Source organism: Bacillus subtilis subsp. subtilis str. 168 (assembly GCF_000009045.1).
Taxonomy (GTDB): Bacteria; Bacillota; Bacilli; order Bacillales; family Bacillaceae; genus Bacillus; species Bacillus subtilis.
In genome coordinates this window covers 3742107-3758006 of sequence record NC_000964.3, presented here as the reverse complement: position 1 = coordinate 3758006, position 15900 = coordinate 3742107, and the positions used below count along the sequence as shown (strand labels likewise).

Below are 15900 nucleotides of genomic sequence, written 5' to 3'. Positions count from 1 at the left end.
CCTCACATAGAATCTTGATATGCTTTTTCCCCGTGCATCGTTAAGTCAAGCCCAAGTGACTCTTCTTCTTCAGTTGCGCGAAGGGGAAGGAAGAGGCTTACAATTTTAATAATAACGAAAGTGACAATAAATACAAAAACATAAGTGGCGGCGATGGCGACGATTTGTTTCCAGATTAAGCTTGCATCACCGTAAAATAACCCATCTGCGCCCGCTGAGTTAACAGAGGTTGTTGCGAATAATCCTGTTGCGATTCCGCCCCATGTGCCGCCGATCCCGTGCAGGCCAAAGGCGTCAAGCGCGTCGTCGTATCCGAATTTCTTTTTAAGCGAGAATACTCCCCAGAAACAAACAGCTCCGCCGATGATGCCGATAATAATGGAAGCGAACGGTGTGACAAATCCGGCAGCCGGCGTAATGGCGACAAGCCCGGCGATTGCCCCAGATACCGCTCCGAGCATTGTCGGTTTTTTGTTAATGATCCATTCTACTAAGATCCAGCCGGCGATCCCGGCTGCAGCCGCGGTGTTTGTGTTGATGAACGCGTACATGGCCACACCATCTAAGGTCAATGCGCTGCCGACGTTAAAGCCGAACCAGCCGAACCAAATCAAAGCTCCTCCTAAGAAGGTGTAAATGAGGTTATGCGGAGAAGACGCTGTACCGTCTTTCCGTTTGCCGAGCACAATGGCAAGAACAAGTCCTGCCACCCCGGAGGAAATATGAACAACATTGCCGCCAGCGAAATCGAGCGCTCCAAGCTGGCCGATCCAGCCGCCGCCCCATACCCAGTGCGCTACGGGTGTGTAAACCAAAGAGGCCCATAAAACCGAGAATAAAAGAAAAGCGCCGAATCGCATCCGCTCTGCGAAAGCCCCGGAAATAATCGCTGTAGTCAGAACGGCGAACGTCATTTGGAACATCATAAATAACGAGTGGGGGATGGTATCGCTGTAATCTCCCGGATCAAATCCGACCCCTTTGAGGCCTGCCCACTCCAGCCCGCCGATGATTGAATTGCCTGGTGCGAAGGCAAGTGTATATCCGAACAGCACCCAAACGATGGAAACGATGGCAATGGAAGAGAAACTGTGCATGGCAGTGCTCAGCACATTTTTGCTCTTTACCATTCCTCCATAAAATAACGCTAATCCCGGGGTCATCAGCCACACGAGTAAAGCGCAAAAGAACATAAAAACTGTATCGCCCATTTGCATGTCTCATTCCTCCGTATCTTTCAGAATAAAAAGCAATTATTATATTTCTTCATTATAGAGAAAAAAGAATGATAAAACATTTTCATGTAAGATTTCCTGACATGGTTTTTGAGAAATGTTATCGAGGGATGGAAAGGAAGGAGAATGGCATTTTTTGCGATATAAGACTTTGTATCTATAAAAGAAACTATTCATATGAGCTGAAAAGGGAATTGACATTAATTAGAATACTCTATACTGTATTAAGTGTACTACATCAAATAATACACTGAGGGGGATGTATGATGAATAAAGGCGGCAGGCTGAGGAAAGCGGTACGCAAGTCGATTCCCGCGACGTTCCGATTGTTTTTAGCCTTTAATTTTTTCGTGTACGGTCTGGCGAAAGTGGTAATTGGCCAGTTTGGCGAGGTGACGCCTGAAATCGAGGCGGCTGCCGGGAAGGGGTTTACGATCGCGTGGACATTTTTCGGTTATTCTCATGTCTATGAACTGTTTATAGGTTTTGGTGAAATCCTGGCAGCTGTTTTATTACTGATTCCGCGAACGGCTGCATTAGGGGCGGTTATTTTTATGCCCATTATTGTGAACATCGTCTTGATTAACTATTGTTTTGATATTGGCGTGCAGGATCTTAGCACGATATTAATGGTTATGTGTCTTATCCTGCTTTGGATGGACCGCCGCAAATTCATGGGCATTTTCAGGCAGGAACCGATAGACAGCAGGCAGGTGATGAAGCGATGACGCCCTTTATGATTACAGTGCTTGCCGGTTTGTTCGTATGCACAACCTGTTACTACTACATAAAAGAAAAATCATGAGAAAACGCTCCTTCTGAGAATTTCACAAGCATCATAAAAGAACTTAGGCAGTGTGAAGAGTAAAATATGCAATGTGAGAAACACTAACAGTATCAGGAGGAGACGTATGATGAATACACTCAACATTGATTTTCAAAAAACAGCATTGGTTATCATTGATTTACAAAAGGGAATTGTGCCGATTGATCAAAGCGGCCAGGTTGTCCCGAACGCGAAAAAGCTCGTAGATGAATTTCGGAAACATAACGGGTTCATCAGCTTTGTAAATGTAGCCTTTCATGATGGAGCGGACGCCCTGAAGCCGCAAACGGATGAGCCTGCGCAGGGAGGTTCAGGGGAAATGCCGGCGGACTGGGCCGAATTTGTTCCGGAAATCGGTGTGCAGGATGGCGATTATACTGTGACAAAACGGCAATGGGGTGCTTTTTTTGGCACAGATTTAGACTTGCAGCTGAGACGTCGCGGCATTGATACGATTGTATTGTGCGGCATCGCAACGAATATCGGGGTGGAAAGCACAGCACGGGAGGCATTTCAGCTTGGCTATCAGCAGATTTTTATTACAGATGCCATGTCCACATTTAGCGATGAAGAGCATGAAGCCACACTGCGCTTTATTTTCCCGAGAATCGGTAAATCGCGGACAACGGAAGAGTTTCTGGAACAAGTGAAATGATGTTATCGAAAAAAAGCCGAGCTGTTTTTTTAACAGCTGTGGCTTCGGGAACAATGCTGAATCCGCTGAACTCGTCTATGATCTCTCTTGCGCTCCATAGCATCCAGCATGAGTTTCACCTCTCGTTTACAACGGTTTCCTGGCTGATTTCCTCGTTTTACTTGGCGAGTGCCGTAGCGCAGCCCGTAACGGGAAAGCTCGGTGATTTGATTGGGCGGAAACGCTTGTTTTTATTCGGGCTTATTCTTGTTGCGGTTTCTGCCATCGGGGCGCCGTTTGCGCCGACGTTTATGACATTATTGGTCATGCGGCTGTTTCAATCGGTGGGGAGCAGTGCGATTTATCCGTCAGGTGTCGGCTTGATTCGGAATCATATTCATGAGCGCCAAGCTTCAGCCTTGGCTGTACTCTCTATTTTTGCGTCCGCCATGACGGCGCTGGGGCCGACAGCCGGCGGGTTTTTGATTGTATGGGGAGGCTGGCCGGCGATCTTTATCGTTAATTTGCCGTTTATTATCCTCAGCTTCTTATTGGGCCTGTATATGTTCCCGAAAGATCAGAAAAAAGGGGCAGGAATCAAAACCATTATTCGGCAGCTCGATATTCTTGGAATTGTTTTATTTGCCGGGGGAATCATTTTCCTTCTATCCTTTTTGCTGTCGTTCAGCACGTCGCCGCATGCGGTTGAAGGTGTGCTTGGCTTGCTTCTGCTCTGTGCGTTTGTCTGGCGCGAGCTGAAAACGGATAAGCCGTTTATTGATGTCCGTCTGTTTAAAACACAGCGAAACCTGTCAGCCGTGTATGTTCAGTTTATTTTATTGAATGTTTTCTTCTATTGTTTATTTTTTGGTTTGCCAAGTTACTTTCAGGATGAAATGCATCTTTCTGTTCAAACGAGCGGCCTGTTTATGCTGTTTATGTCTGGAATGAGCATCGTTGTGTCACCTCTAACCGGCAAATGGATCGACCGATCTGGTGTCGTCAAGCCGATCTTTGCGGGAGCGCTTTTGATGACGGCTGGAGCCGTGCTCTTAACCATCTTTTTTATCAATGTCCAGACCATCGGTAAAGGCCTCATTCTGTCGCTCTTGGGTATAGGCTACGGACTGGGCAATGTCGCGCTTCAGGCAGCGATGCTGGAAACGAGTCCTTCCAACATGGTAGGAACGACTTCAGGCCTGTTTCAAACCTGCCGTTACCTAGGATCGATTTTGTCTTCGGTGATCCTTGGCATTCTTTTTGGTAAAGAAATCACGGCAGCCCATTTTGATATGATGGGAATCATTATGATTATAGCGGGCGGAGCAAGCCTGTTAATGGCTGTGAGATTTGCTGCATTAATGAAAACTGCATCTTAAGAAAGAGACGGGCTCTGAGGTCTGTCTCTTTTTCTTGTTTAAGCTGTTCAAATACAAACGGGAAAATTGTATATCATAGCCAGTGTTATTGTCTGACTCTTCAGTTATATTAAGTGACATCTAATGTCAAAAAACATAACGTGTGACGACATATAGACAATATGGAAAGGGGAGCCGGCTATGAAATTAAAAGAGAGTCAGCAGCAATCCAACAGGCTGAGCAATGAAGATCTGGTGCCTTTGGGACAGGAAAAACGGACGTGGAAAGCAATGAACTTTGCCTCCATTTGGATGGGATGTATACATAACATACCGACCTACGCGACCGTGGGAGGATTAATTGCGATCGGCCTTTCGCCTTGGCAGGTGCTGGCGATCATTATTACGGCATCACTTATCCTATTTGGCGCTCTTGCCTTAAACGGCCATGCGGGGACAAAATACGGGCTGCCGTTTCCAGTGATCATTCGGGCTTCTTACGGGATATACGGCGCGAATATCCCCGCGCTTCTAAGGGCGTTTACAGCTATCATGTGGCTTGGCATCCAGACCTTTGCGGGTAGCACGGCACTGAACATTTTGCTTTTGAATATGTGGCCAGGTTGGGGAGAAATTGGCGGCGAGTGGAACATTCTCGGCATTCACTTGTCCGGTTTGCTTTCCTTTGTATTCTTTTGGGCCATTCATTTACTCGTATTGCATCACGGCATGGAGTCGATTAAACGTTTTGAGGTGTGGGCAGGGCCTTTAGTGTATCTGGTATTTGGCGGCATGGTATGGTGGGCCGTTGATATTGCTGGAGGATTGGGCCCGATATACTCTCAACCAGGAAAGTTTCATACGTTTTCAGAAACATTCTGGCCGTTTGCTGCCGGAGTTACTGGCATCATCGGCATCTGGGCGACATTGATCTTAAATATACCTGATTTTACACGGTTTGCTGAAACACAAAAAGAGCAAATCAAAGGACAATTTTACGGTTTGCCGGGAACGTTTGCGCTGTTCGCATTCGCAAGTATTACGGTGACCTCCGGCTCGCAGGTCGCGTTCGGAGAGCCGATTTGGGATGTTGTCGATATTTTGGCGCGGTTTGATAACCCTTATGTCATCGTCTTGTCCGTGATCACACTCTGCATCGCCACGATCTCTGTAAATGTCGCGGCGAATATCGTATCACCCGCTTATGATATAGCGAATGCCCTGCCGAAATATATCAATTTCAAACGTGGCAGCTTTATCACAGCGTTGCTCGCTTTATTTACGGTTCCGTGGAAGCTGATGGAGAGCGCGACAAGCGTGTATGCGTTTCTTGGCTTAATAGGCGGCATGCTTGGACCGGTGGCAGGCGTGATGATGGCCGACTATTTTATCATTCGCAAACGTGAGCTCTCGGTAGATGACCTGTATTCCGAAACAGGACGGTATGTGTATTGGAAGGGCTACAATTACCGTGCGTTTGCAGCCACAATGTTAGGAGCGCTGATTTCGCTGATTGGCATGTATGTTCCTGTATTGAAGAGCTTATACGATATTTCTTGGTTTGTAGGTGTGCTGATTTCCTTTCTTTTCTACATTGTTCTGATGCGTGTTCACCCGCCTGCATCATTGGCAATTGAAACAGTTGAACATGCGCAGGTCCGCCAGGCTGAATAAGATCTATTTAGACGGTATATTTTCATATTTTTGAAATGGTTTTCCATAAATAGAACATTTATAATGGTTTTAGAAATCTATTCTAAAACGAAATGGGAATCGAAAATGAGAAAATGGTATTTTATTCTTTTGGCGGGTGTTTTAACGTCTGTCATCCTCGCTTTCGTTTATGATAAGACAAAAGCGAATGAGGAAGGATCTGGGGATTATCTGTATGTTTCGCCAAATGGCAGTGATCAAAATGAAGGAACAAAAGAAAAGCCGTTTCGTACATTGGCACACGCATCTGAGAAGGCTGCTGCCGGCACAACTGTCATGATTCGGGAGGGCACGTATCATGAGACCCTTGATGTAAAGCACAGCGGTACGGACGGAAAGCCTATCACATTCCGAAACTATGAAAATGAAAACGTCGTGATTAGCGGTGAATCCGTTGCGAACGCTGAATATGAAACACCGCTTATTCGTATTCACGATAAACATGACATTGCCATCAGCGGTTTAACAATTCAAGATCTTTCTGTTTCATCTGAGGAAGCAACTGCTATAGGGATTTATGTATCAGGGTCCAGCAGTCATATCGCCATTAAGGATAATCACATCCGGGGGATTAAGACAACAGCGGATGAAGGAAATGCTCACGGAATCGCAGTTTATGGGACTGGCAGCATGAAAGACATCCGAATCGAGGACAATACAGTTGAGAAACTGACGCTTGGAGCGAGTGAAGCAGTTGTGCTGAACGGTAATATCGACGGCTTCACAGTTGCAGGCAATGTGGTCCGCAACAATAATAACATCGGGATTGATCTAATTGGTTATGAGGGAACCGCGGATAAAAACGATTACGTGCGAAACGGAGTCGTAGAAAACAATACAGTTTATCAAAACTCGACTTACGGCAATCCTGCTTATGGAGATGAATACTCAGCGGGCGGGATTTATGTCGATGGAGGACACGATATCGAAATTAAGAACAACACAGTTTACGATAACGATATTGGGATTGAAGCAACGTCTGAACACAAAGGAAAGTATGCAAATGCCATTCAGATCACAGACAACAAAGTGTACAACAATGCGTACACCGGTATTTCAATCGGAGGATATGACAAAAAGCGGGGCGGCACCAGCAATTCTCTGATTGCCCGCAATATTATGTACCGGAATGACACAAAGGGACTGTACGGCGGACAGCTGCTGCTGCAGTACGATACGAAAAACAACACAATTGAAAAGAATATATTGACGGCCGGTGATTCCAGATTATTTATCGGAAACGACTTTACAGAAAACGAAGGTAATACGGTCAATCATAACGTGTACCACAAGGAAGCGGATCAAGACGGCATATGGATGTGGAAAAAGAAAGAATATGATTCATTTTCTTCGTATCGAAAAGCAACAAAAAACGATCAACAATCCATATATGCCGATCCGATGTTTCGTGATGAAGCGTCCTATGATTTTTCGTTAGATCCTGATTCACCTGCGCGGCCTGTCATTGAATAATTGCTATAAGCGGCGTTCTCTCGTTCAACCGAGAGGGCGCCGTGTTTTAATGGAAAAAAGACTGCCGGGATTTCCCGGCAGTCTGACAAGTTATTCTGCAATAGACACTTTTCCTTCAGCCTCTGCAGGTTTTTTCTGGCTCCACGTGTAGAGAAGCAGAGCAATTAAAACGAACAGCCCCGCTGTTAAATAAATGGCAGAGAAGCCGGCAGATGCTACAAACAATCCGAATACATACGATCCTACAGCAATTCCGCTGTCAAAGAAGGTAAAGAACGTTGCCGTCGCAAAACCGGAGCGGTGAGCCGGAGATTTCTGAATCGCCAATGTTTGCATGCAAGGAACGATTGATCCGTAGCCAAGACCGATAACCGCCCCTGAAAGCAGAAGCATTAAGCCGCTATGTGTGAAGGACAGCATGCAGAGTCCGACAGAGAAAATCAGGATTGATGGATAAATGACAATGCCCGGTCCGACTTTGTCGAACAATTTCCCTGTGAACGGGCGTGCAATCATCATTGTCACCGCAAAACAAACAAAGAAATATCCGCTGATATCCGAAAGGTCAACTGATTTGGCGAATACAGACAGATATGATGTGACTGTTGAATAACAGAAAGAAATAAACAAACCGACCGTCGCAATTTTGAGTGCGCCCTTTTCAAACATATCCGAGAACGCAAAACGGAATACAGTCGTGCCGCTGTCCTTACTTTGCGGCACTTTTATCAAGAACGAAACAAGTAAGCCCGCAACCATAAACAGCGCAAAGGCTGTAAAGAATACAGGAAAGCTTACCACTCTCATCAAATTCAGGCCAAGGAAAGGCCCGATCGCCATAGCGAGGTTCATAGACATGGCAAAGTATCCAAGCCCTTCACCGCGCCGTTTGGCTGGAATAATATCAGCGGCAATTGCACCTGTAACAGTCGTTAAAATGCTGAACCAAATCCCTTGGAAGAACCGCAATCCGAGCAGCAGGGAAAAGTTATGAATCGGCATATACAGAAAAGATGATAGGGCGAAGAGCGCCATTGATACAATCGCCATTCTTTTCTTCCCGAAACGCTCAACGATGGCTCCGGAGAAAGGCCGTGTAATGATCGCAGACAGAAGGAACAGGCTGATTAAAAGCCCGCCTTGTGATTCTGTGCCGCCAAGCTCTTGCAGTGTATAGATCGGCAATACAGTTAAAAATGTATAAAAGAACACAAACACAAATAAATTGACAAGCAGGACCATAATAAAATCCTTGGTCCATATCGCATCCGCTTTTTTCAAATGTATGTCACTTCCTTATTTTCATTGTTGTAAAAACATGCGGAATAAATGAGAAAAAGCTTCTTTATCTTCATCCCGGAAATCTGCAAGCAGCTCTTCCTCGAATTTCAACATTTTCACATTGATTTCTTCGTATTTTTTCTCGGCTTCTTTTGTGAGGACAACAAGTTTTTCCCGTTTGTCTTCACCTTGCCGTCTCTGAACCCAGCCGTTCTCCTCCAGGCGTTTGATCGTCCGAGTCACAGTCGGCGCTTCCACATTTAAATAGGACCAAATCTCTTTTTGAGTCATTGGTCCGATCGTACGCAAACAATATAAAACTGACCATTGAGATGAATAAAGGCCGAATGGCTCTAGCTGTTCATTGGCTTTCTTGGCAATCAGGCGGGCGCTTTGGTTGATTTGATGAATGAGGTGTCTGTTGACGTAGGACATGTCGGTCTCCTTCTAAAAAACTTACCTAAGTAACTAATTGCTTATTTCATTTTACAGGAGCGATCAATAGTTGTAAAGATGAAAATTTAGTGACGCGAAATAGTTTGCTGAATCTGAAAAAGTTCGTTTCACCCCTTGTCCTTATTGAGTTTTTAGCATATTCCCAAAAGAATGCTAATACACTGTTACAAACCTAACAAAGAGAGTGTTTGAGGTGAGGGATCGTGGGCATATTTCACAAACTTACTTTTAAAACCATACAACGAAGAAGCGGCATAATGAACGACTCTTTACAGAATACGGATCTCATTTCACACTTCTCACATCCATTTTAGGGAGGTCGAGTGGTGTGCACGATTACATCAAAGAGCGAACAATCAAGATAGGGAAGTACATCGTGGAGACAAAGAAAACCGTTCGTGTCATTGCGAAGGAATTTGGTGTTTCCAAAAGTACAGTACACAAGGATTTAACAGAGCGTCTGCCTGAAATTAACCCCGACTTGGCAAACGAAGTGAAAGAAATACTCGATTATCATAAATCCATCAGGCATTTAAGAGGAGGAGAAGCGACAAAGCTCAAATATAAAAAAGATGAAATTCTCGAAGGAGAGCCTGTTCAGCAATCGTAATCACCTGGCATTGCCTTCTTGAAATCGTTCATAAAACATCCGCAAAAATTTGTAAAGAACTTATTGTGCTTCCAACTTTTTTTCTATATTTTATGATAATATATATAATTAGGGCACAATGTGGATATTTACTGTGAAACAGATTTTCAAGGAGGATATAAATAGATGTTTGCAAGGGATATTGGTATTGACCTCGGTACTGCAAATGTACTGATCCATGTTAAAGGTAAAGGAATTGTTCTGAATGAACCTTCCGTTGTTGCACTTGATAAAAACAGCGGCAAAGTGCTGGCGGTTGGCGAAGAGGCAAGACGAATGGTTGGACGTACACCTGGGAATATTGTTGCGATTCGCCCGCTGAAAGACGGAGTTATTGCTGACTTTGAAGTAACAGAAGCAATGCTGAAACATTTTATTAACAAGCTGAATGTAAAAGGCCTGTTCTCAAAGCCGCGCATGCTCATTTGCTGCCCGACGAATATTACATCCGTTGAGCAAAAAGCAATTAAAGAAGCTGCAGAAAAAAGCGGCGGGAAACATGTGTACCTTGAAGAAGAACCTAAAGTTGCCGCTATCGGCGCGGGTATGGAAATATTCCAGCCAAGCGGTAACATGGTTGTAGACATCGGAGGCGGGACGACGGATATCGCGGTTATTTCAATGGGCGATATTGTCACCTCCTCTTCTATTAAAATGGCTGGGGACAAGTTTGACATGGAAATCTTAAATTATATCAAACGCGAGTACAAGCTGCTGATCGGCGAACGTACTGCGGAGGATATTAAGATTAAAGTCGCAACTGTTTTCCCAGACGCACGTCACGAGGAAATTTCCATTCGCGGACGGGACATGGTTTCCGGTCTTCCAAGAACAATTACAGTAAACAGTAAAGAAGTTGAAGAAGCCCTTCGTGAATCTGTCGCTGTTATTGTTCAGGCTGCAAAACAAGTGCTCGAAAGAACACCGCCTGAACTTTCTGCTGATATTATTGACCGCGGCGTTATTATTACCGGCGGAGGCGCGCTCTTAAACGGCCTTGACCAGCTGCTTGCTGAAGAGCTGAAGGTACCGGTCCTCGTTGCTGAAAATCCTATGGATTGCGTAGCCATCGGCACAGGTGTCATGCTTGATAATATGGACAAGCTTCCTAAACGCAAACTAAGCTGATTTCACAAACCTCATTCTGAAAAAGAATGAGGTTTTTTTATGAAAAAGCCTTCACGAAAAGATGTTAAATGACGATAATAGGATAAAATACTGAGTTTTTATTATAGAACGAACGTTCCTATATGACAACTGGAAAAAATGCCATTTTTAGAGGTGGGAAATTTGTTAAAAGGATTATATACAGCAACATCCGCAATGATTGCCCAGCAGCGAAGAACGGAAATGCTTTCAAATAATATTGCTAACGCAAATACATCAGGATATAAAGCTGATCAAGGCTCTATGCGCGCGTTCCCTGAGATGCTGCTCAGCAGAATAGAATCAAAATCTCCGGCCGGGACATCAAGGACGGAAATCGGTTCCGTGAATACCGGAGTATATATGCAGGAGCTCAAGCCTCTCTTTACACAGGGAAGCCTGAAGTCCACAGACCAGCCTACAGACATTGCATTGATCGAAAATCAAGTTCCGATGAGTGCGGAAACCAATGAAAAAGCTGCTCTTTTTTATCCGGTTCAAACAGCGGATGGAATCCGTTATTCAAAAAGCAGCACATTTTCACTAAATGAGAACAATCAGCTGACGATCAACGGACGCCCTATTTTATCGACGGATCGCCAGCCAATCACTGTTGATAATGAGAATTTCACTGTGTCTGAAAACGGTACTGTGACAACGAACGGACGCACAGCCGGCCAGATTGATGTCAGAATGGCGGAAGATGTCCGCAATCTCAAACGGGACGGAAATGATTTGTACAGCACGGCGGACGGTAATGATCTGCCAAGCGCAGCCGGAAATAATCAGGTAGCCTATTCATTAAAACAAGGCGTCTCAGAGCTTTCAAACGTGGATGTGACAAGCGCCTATACAGAAATGACTGAAGCGTACAGATCGTTTGAGGCGAATCAGAAGGTTATTCAGGCTTACGATAAAAGTATGGATAAAGCAGCAAATGAAATTGGAAAAATTTAAGAAAACGGAAGAAAAAAACGGGGGACATCAACTATGCTCAGGTCAATGCTAACGGCATCAACAACCTTAAACCAGCTGCAGCAGCAGATTGACACAATCAGCAGCAACCTTTCAAACAGCAACACAACCGGCTATAAGGCAAAAGATACGAATTTTTCTGAGCTTGTCAGACAGCAATTCGATCAGGTTGATGAAAAAAACGAGGAAGTGGCAAAAGCCCGAAAAACGCCGCCCGGCTTGCGCCTTGGCGTCGGAGCGATGATGAGTTCACGCCTAGTCTCTGATCAAGGAAGCATTCAGAAGACCGATCGCGATCTGGATATCGCATTTACGTCTCCATACCAGTATCTTCAGGTAAATGTAAATGGAAACCGCCAGTATACGAGGGACGGGGCGCTGTATGTAACGCCGTCCGCTGCGAATGCCAACCAGCTGCAGCTCGTCACTGGAAATGGGTATCCCGTACTTGATGAGAACGGCAATACAGTGAACATCGACAGCTCAATGAAGAATATCACCATTAATAAGAACGGCACCTTAACCGCATCTGACGGAAACGCGGTTCAGCGGTTTAATCTTGGCGTTGTCCAAGTGAATAACCCTCAAGAGCTGAAATCCGAAGGGAATAACCTTTTCTCTATTGATAATGCGGCAGCTTTTGAAGAGCTGAACGGCGCTAATAGACAAAACATCGGCATGCAGCAGGGCTCACTTGAGATGTCCAATGTCGATATTTCAGAACAAATGACAGATTTGATCACGTCCCAGCGTTCATATCAGCTGAACAGCAGAACGATCACAATGGGAGATCAAATGCTCGGTTTAATCAATTCAGTCAGATAATAAGAAAATGGGCGTTTTTCAATCAGCCGCGCATGATAAAAAAAGCGGCTTTTTCGAAATCGTCCTTTTTTTTGTAGTATTCCGTAATATCTTCTAACAGCACTTCTAAATCCACCCACGCCTCGATTTTTTCTAATTCAAGCACATATTCGAGCAGCTGCTCATAAGGGTCTTCGGCTGATGTGTAGAGGGCTTCAAGCGTTTTTAATTTTAAATAAATGGTTTGAATGTCTACCTTTTCAGATAATTCTTTTCCTTTTTGAAGGACGGCTTTAGCTTCTGTGATGTTCCCTGTTTTAAAAAGCGCTCTGACAGACTCGTACACACAATGAAGATATGAGACTGGTGAATTCATTTCAAATTCTTGATTCTTTAATACTTTTCTAAAGTAAAGAAGCGCTTCCTGGTCTTTTTTCTCGGTCGCTTTTAAAAAGCCAAGGTTATAATAAGCGTGGCATAGCAGGTTTTCGTCATGTAGTTGCTGGGTTTTCTTAATGATTTCTTTGAAAAGCTGTTCAGCTTTTTCATAGCGTTCTTGATCAATATAATTCACGGCGAGCAAAAGTTTACAGGTGATTACCTTTTTGATATAGCCGAATTGGTGCAAATAGATGTGTAATGCTTTTTTGACGTATTGGACGGAAAGCGGCGGTGATTTCATCAAGTAATAGGCGCCGGCGGTTTGATAATATAAATCAGCGGCTTCAAACGTATTGTGAATGGCGGCCAGGTACTGTTCAGCTTTTTTAAAATGATGTACTGCATGTTTCGGAGCTGTTTTTACCATCTCATATAACCCAGAGAAAAAATACAGATAATATTTCAATTCATCATCCATTTTGTCTTCCAGGCCATATAGGCCATCGAACAATGAATCGAGTCCGTTCTGGTTTTCAAAAAGCAGCTGATGGCGGGCCTGAAACAATTGATAACGCATCCAAAGTTTTGTGTTCTTTTTGATCTTTGGAAGGTGCTGATCAATTTTCTCTTTCAGTGTGCAAACGTGATTCATTTTGCGTTTGCTCATTGCGGAATACCACTCGTCTAACATGTTTAGCATTCTTTTTTCAATAAACTTCGAAATCATTTTCCTACCTCTTTGCTATTGGTAAAATCTATAATTATCATATCATAACTTTTGACGGCTCTCATTGACAGTTGGTTACATTTTAGCGCGGTTGAAAAAGAGATTAATTCATAATATACTTTTCAAATGTACAGATTGGATCTTTGATGATTGCTATACATACTAATGCAGATGAAGGAGATGTCAAGACAATGCTTGATACTCAGCAAATTAAAGAAATTATTCCTCACCGTTATCCGTTTTTGCTTGTGGATCGGATTACGGAAGTTGAAGAGGGCAAACGGGCAAAAGGCTATAAAAATGTAACCGCTAATGAAGAGTTCTTTAACGGACATTTTCCTCAGTACCCGGTTATGCCCGGCGTATTAATCGTAGAAGCACTCGCTCAAGTCGGAGCTGTTGCGATGTTGATTAAAGAAGAAAACCGCGGCAGACTGGCTTTTTTTGCAGGCATTGATAACTGCCGCTTTAAAAAACAAGTCAAGCCTGGTGACCAGCTTCACCTTGAGGTTGAAATCATTCGTGCCCGCGGCACAATCGGGCGCGGAAAAGGCGTTGCCACAGTTGATGGCGAAGTCGTTTGCGAAGTAGAACTGACTTTTGCCCTCGGAGAATAATTGAAAAAAGGCAGATGGCCAGCGGCACATTTGTCTTTTTTTCTTTACAAATATAGAAAAGCAGGTGATTGTATGTGGAATGAATTTAAAGCCTTTGCCATGCGGGGGAATATCGTAGACCTTGCGATTGGTGTTGTGATAGGCGGCGCTTTCGGAAAGATCGTCACATCTCTAGTAAATGATATCATTATGCCTTTGGTCGGTTTGCTGCTGGGAGGGCTTGACTTTTCAGGCCTGTCGTTTACGTTTGGCGATGCTGTAGTGAAATATGGCAGCTTTATACAGACGATTGTGAACTTCTTAATTATATCGTTCTCCATTTTTATCGTCATTCGGACTTTGAATGGGTTAAGGCGCAAAAAAGAAGCAGAAGAAGAGGCTGCGGAGGAAGCGGTGGATGCGCAGGAGGAGCTGCTGAAAGAAATCAGAGACCTGCTGAAGCAGCAAGCAAAGTCGCCGGAATAAAAAAGATGCCGTTAGAAACGGCGTCTTTTTTTATCTCAATTTTCGTTTAGGTTCGTTCTGTGTCCTTCAGTTCTTTAGGGCTTCCTGTTGTTTCAGCGAGATGAATGAGCATTGAGACAGAGGTGCCTGCATCCGGAGTGCTGCTGATCATCAACTCGCTTCCGCAAAAATGTTTCAGCCGCTGATTGATATTTTTCAATCCGACGCTGCGATCAAAATCCGTTGATAAGAGATCTATTTGTTTTTCCGGAGTTATCCCGGGACCGTTATCCTCTACTTTGATGTGATACTCATTTTTGCTTTGTTTTTTAGCTGTCAGTTTGATCCATCCTCCGCCTCTTTTCTTGCTGACACCGTGAAGAACGGCATTTTCCACCAAGGGCTGAATCATTAAAGGCGGAAGGATAAAGTCAATGTCTTCATCTATATCGAAAAGAACCTCAAGCCGATTACTGAATCGCGTCTTTTCTATAGAAAGATAGGAATTGATAATCGAAAGCTCATGTCTGAAGGAACTGATGGCTGATGTATTTTGAAAGTCAAAACTCATTCTTAAATAGTTGGTAAATTCCTCTGTTACCTCCCGGGCCTTTTCAATATCCAAATGAGTGAGAGAAATAATCGTGTTTAATACATTATAAAGAAAATGAGGCTTGATTTGCGACTGGAGAAACGCCATTTCCATTCTTGTGGCTTGATTTGCTGTATGTTTCATCATTATCAGGTTTTGAATACGCGCCATAAATTCAGAGTAATGATAGGGTTTTTGCAAAATGTCATTCGCTCCGGCATGAAAAGCCTTGTATTTGTCATGGCCGATAATGGCAGCTGTAATGATCAGAACCGGAAGATCAACCATGCTGAATCGTTCGCGAATTTTCATACAGACTTCGAAACCAGTCATATCCGGCATCATCAAGTCACAGCTTCAGGCCTTGCACCGGGACAATACGCTTTTGTTGAAACGAAAGCGCCAGCCGGTTATGTGCTGAACACTGAGAAAATAGAGTTTGAGATTTCTGATTCCTCTGAAGGAAAGCCTGAAGCTACAGATGCCGGGATCGCCATTAAAGCATTCCAGTCAAGTGGAGAACGTCGAAAGCACGTGAAATATACTTATTTTTACTTCACAATCAAGGCGGCGGATAACAATTAAAAGT

Annotated in this window: 17 protein-coding genes, 1 pseudogene and 1 other annotated feature; of the genes and pseudogenes, 13 read left to right on the top strand and 5 right to left on the bottom strand. The window is 44.1% G+C overall.

Annotation, left to right across the window (positions count from 1 at the left end; genetic code table 11):
* Positions 1-2: 2 nt before the first annotated feature.
* On the bottom strand, positions 3-1217 hold the full coding sequence (gene amtB / locus BSU_36510; RefSeq protein NP_391532.1) for an ammonium transporter: 1215 nt from the start codon (positions 1215-1217) through the stop codon (positions 3-5).
* Between the two features lie 281 nt (positions 1218-1498).
* On the opposite strand from amtB, the gene ywoB reads away from it, so the two are divergent.
* The 6 genes and pseudogenes from ywoB to ywoF all read left to right on the top strand — a co-directional run bounded on the left by ywoB (position 1499) and on the right by ywoF (position 7239).
* A complete protein-coding gene (ywoB, locus tag BSU_36500) occupies positions 1499-1963 on the top strand; it encodes a putative integral inner membrane protein (protein ID NP_391531.1) in 465 nt (154 codons plus the stop codon).
* Positions 1873-2040 (top strand) — a sequence feature (Evidence 5: Unknown function). It overlaps the preceding gene by 91 nt.
* Positions 1873-2040, top strand: a pseudogene (locus BSU_36499). Its footprint overlaps the feature before it by 168 nt. Before ywoB ends, BSU_36499 begins: the two are co-directional and overlap by 91 nt.
* 106 nt (positions 2041-2146) lie before the next feature.
* Entirely contained in the window at positions 2147-2716 is a 570-nt protein-coding gene (gene ywoC / locus BSU_36490) for a putative enzyme of isochorismatase family (protein ID NP_391530.2), read from the top strand.
* Complete coding sequence (gene ywoD, locus BSU_36480; RefSeq protein ID NP_391529.1) at positions 2716-4074, top strand: putative efflux transporter; 1359 nt, start codon at positions 2716-2718, stop codon at positions 4072-4074. The genes ywoC and ywoD overlap by 1 nt, the downstream gene beginning before the upstream one ends.
* A gap of 180 nt (positions 4075-4254) precedes the next feature.
* Positions 4255-5727 carry an allantoin permease gene (gene pucI, locus BSU_36470; RefSeq protein NP_391528.1) on the top strand — a complete coding sequence of 491 codons (1473 nt, stop codon included), beginning with the start codon at positions 4255-4257 and terminating at the stop codon, positions 5725-5727.
* Positions 5728-5832: 105 nt separating this feature from the next.
* A complete protein-coding gene (ywoF, locus tag BSU_36460; RefSeq protein NP_391527.1) occupies positions 5833-7239 on the top strand; it encodes a putative pectin lyase in 1407 nt (468 codons plus the stop codon).
* A 90-nt stretch (positions 7240-7329) separates the two neighbouring features.
* Here the strand turns inward: ywoF and ywoG are convergent, their stop codons facing one another.
* Complete coding sequence (gene ywoG / locus BSU_36450; RefSeq protein ID NP_391526.1) at positions 7330-8520, bottom strand: putative efflux transporter; 1191 nt, start codon at positions 8518-8520, stop codon at positions 7330-7332.
* 21 nt (positions 8521-8541) lie between these two features.
* Positions 8542-8955: a putative transcriptional regulator (MarR family) gene (ywoH, locus tag BSU_36440; protein ID NP_391525.1), complete on the bottom strand. Its 414-nt coding sequence runs from the start codon at positions 8953-8955 to the stop codon at positions 8542-8544.
* Between the two features lie 224 nt (positions 8956-9179).
* Between ywoH and usd the strand changes: the two genes are divergently transcribed.
* The 5 genes from usd (at position 9180) to flhP (ending at position 12571) form a co-directional block, all read left to right on the top strand.
* The gene (gene usd / locus BSU_36430) at positions 9180-9290 is read left to right on the top strand and encodes a putative factor required for translation of spoIIID (RefSeq protein ID NP_391524.1); all 111 of its coding nucleotides are present in this window, start codon (positions 9180-9182) and stop codon (positions 9288-9290) included.
* Positions 9291-9304: 14 nt separating this feature from the next.
* Positions 9305-9586, top strand: a complete 282-nt coding sequence (gene spoIIID / locus BSU_36420) for a transcriptional regulator (stage III sporulation) (protein NP_391523.1) — start codon at positions 9305-9307, stop codon at positions 9584-9586.
* Positions 9587-9751: 165 nt separating this feature from the next.
* Complete coding sequence (mbl, locus tag BSU_36410; protein ID NP_391522.2) at positions 9752-10753, top strand: MreB-like morphogen; 1002 nt, start codon at positions 9752-9754, stop codon at positions 10751-10753.
* 162 nt (positions 10754-10915) lie between these two features.
* The gene (gene flhO, locus BSU_36400) at positions 10916-11728 is read left to right on the top strand and encodes a flagellar basal-body accessory rod protein (protein NP_391521.1); all 813 of its coding nucleotides are present in this window, start codon (positions 10916-10918) and stop codon (positions 11726-11728) included.
* A 33-nt stretch (positions 11729-11761) separates the two neighbouring features.
* Positions 11762-12571 (top strand): flagellar hook-basal body accessory protein, encoded by an 810-nt coding sequence (flhP, locus tag BSU_36390; RefSeq protein NP_391520.2) that lies wholly within the window; start codon positions 11762-11764, stop codon positions 12569-12571.
* 22 nt (positions 12572-12593) lie between these two features.
* On the opposite strand, the gene rapD is transcribed toward flhP, so the two are convergent.
* Positions 12594-13658, bottom strand: coding sequence for a response regulator aspartate phosphatase (rapD, locus tag BSU_36380; protein ID NP_391519.1), 1065 nt, complete (start codon positions 13656-13658; stop codon positions 12594-12596).
* A gap of 191 nt (positions 13659-13849) precedes the next feature.
* Here rapD and fabZ point away from each other — a divergent pair, with 191 nt between their 5' ends.
* Together fabZ and mscL are read left to right on the top strand one after the other, a co-directional pair.
* Positions 13850-14275, top strand: a complete 426-nt coding sequence (gene fabZ, locus BSU_36370) for a beta-hydroxyacyl-[acyl carrier protein] dehydratase (RefSeq protein ID NP_391518.2) — start codon at positions 13850-13852, stop codon at positions 14273-14275.
* Positions 14276-14347: 72 nt separating this feature from the next.
* Positions 14348-14740, top strand: coding sequence for a large conductance mechanosensitive channel protein (gene mscL, locus BSU_36360; RefSeq protein ID NP_391517.1), 393 nt, complete (start codon positions 14348-14350; stop codon positions 14738-14740).
* Between the two features lie 46 nt (positions 14741-14786).
* Here the strand turns inward: mscL and ywpD are convergent, their stop codons facing one another.
* Positions 14787-15623, bottom strand: coding sequence for a putative two-component sensor histidine kinase (gene ywpD / locus BSU_36350; protein ID NP_391516.1), 837 nt, complete (start codon positions 15621-15623; stop codon positions 14787-14789).
* Between the last annotated feature and the right edge of the window lie 277 nt (positions 15624-15900).

Coding starts and splice junctions, on each gene's coding strand:
- amtB (NP_391532.1), bottom strand. CDS start 1,217: ATGCAAATGGGCGATACAGTTTTTATGTTCTTTTGCGCTTTACTCGTG.
- ywoB (NP_391531.1), top strand. CDS start 1,499: ATGATGAATAAAGGCGGCAGGCTGAGGAAAGCGGTACGCAAGTCGATT.
- ywoC (NP_391530.2), top strand. CDS start 2,147: ATGATGAATACACTCAACATTGATTTTCAAAAAACAGCATTGGTTATC.
- ywoD (NP_391529.1), top strand. CDS start 2,716: ATGTTATCGAAAAAAAGCCGAGCTGTTTTTTTAACAGCTGTGGCTTCG.
- pucI (NP_391528.1), top strand. CDS start 4,255: ATGAAATTAAAAGAGAGTCAGCAGCAATCCAACAGGCTGAGCAATGAA.
- ywoF (NP_391527.1), top strand. CDS start 5,833: ATGAGAAAATGGTATTTTATTCTTTTGGCGGGTGTTTTAACGTCTGTC.
- ywoH (NP_391525.1), bottom strand. CDS start 8,955: ATGTCCTACGTCAACAGACACCTCATTCATCAAATCAACCAAAGCGCC.
- mbl (NP_391522.2), top strand. CDS start 9,752: ATGTTTGCAAGGGATATTGGTATTGACCTCGGTACTGCAAATGTACTG.
- flhP (NP_391520.2), top strand. CDS start 11,762: ATGCTCAGGTCAATGCTAACGGCATCAACAACCTTAAACCAGCTGCAG.
- rapD (NP_391519.1), bottom strand. CDS start 13,658: ATGATTTCGAAGTTTATTGAAAAAAGAATGCTAAACATGTTAGACGAG.
- fabZ (NP_391518.2), top strand. CDS start 13,850: ATGCTTGATACTCAGCAAATTAAAGAAATTATTCCTCACCGTTATCCG.
- mscL (NP_391517.1), top strand. CDS start 14,348: ATGTGGAATGAATTTAAAGCCTTTGCCATGCGGGGGAATATCGTAGAC.
- ywpD (NP_391516.1), bottom strand. CDS start 15,623: ATGAAAATTCGCGAACGATTCAGCATGGTTGATCTTCCGGTTCTGATC.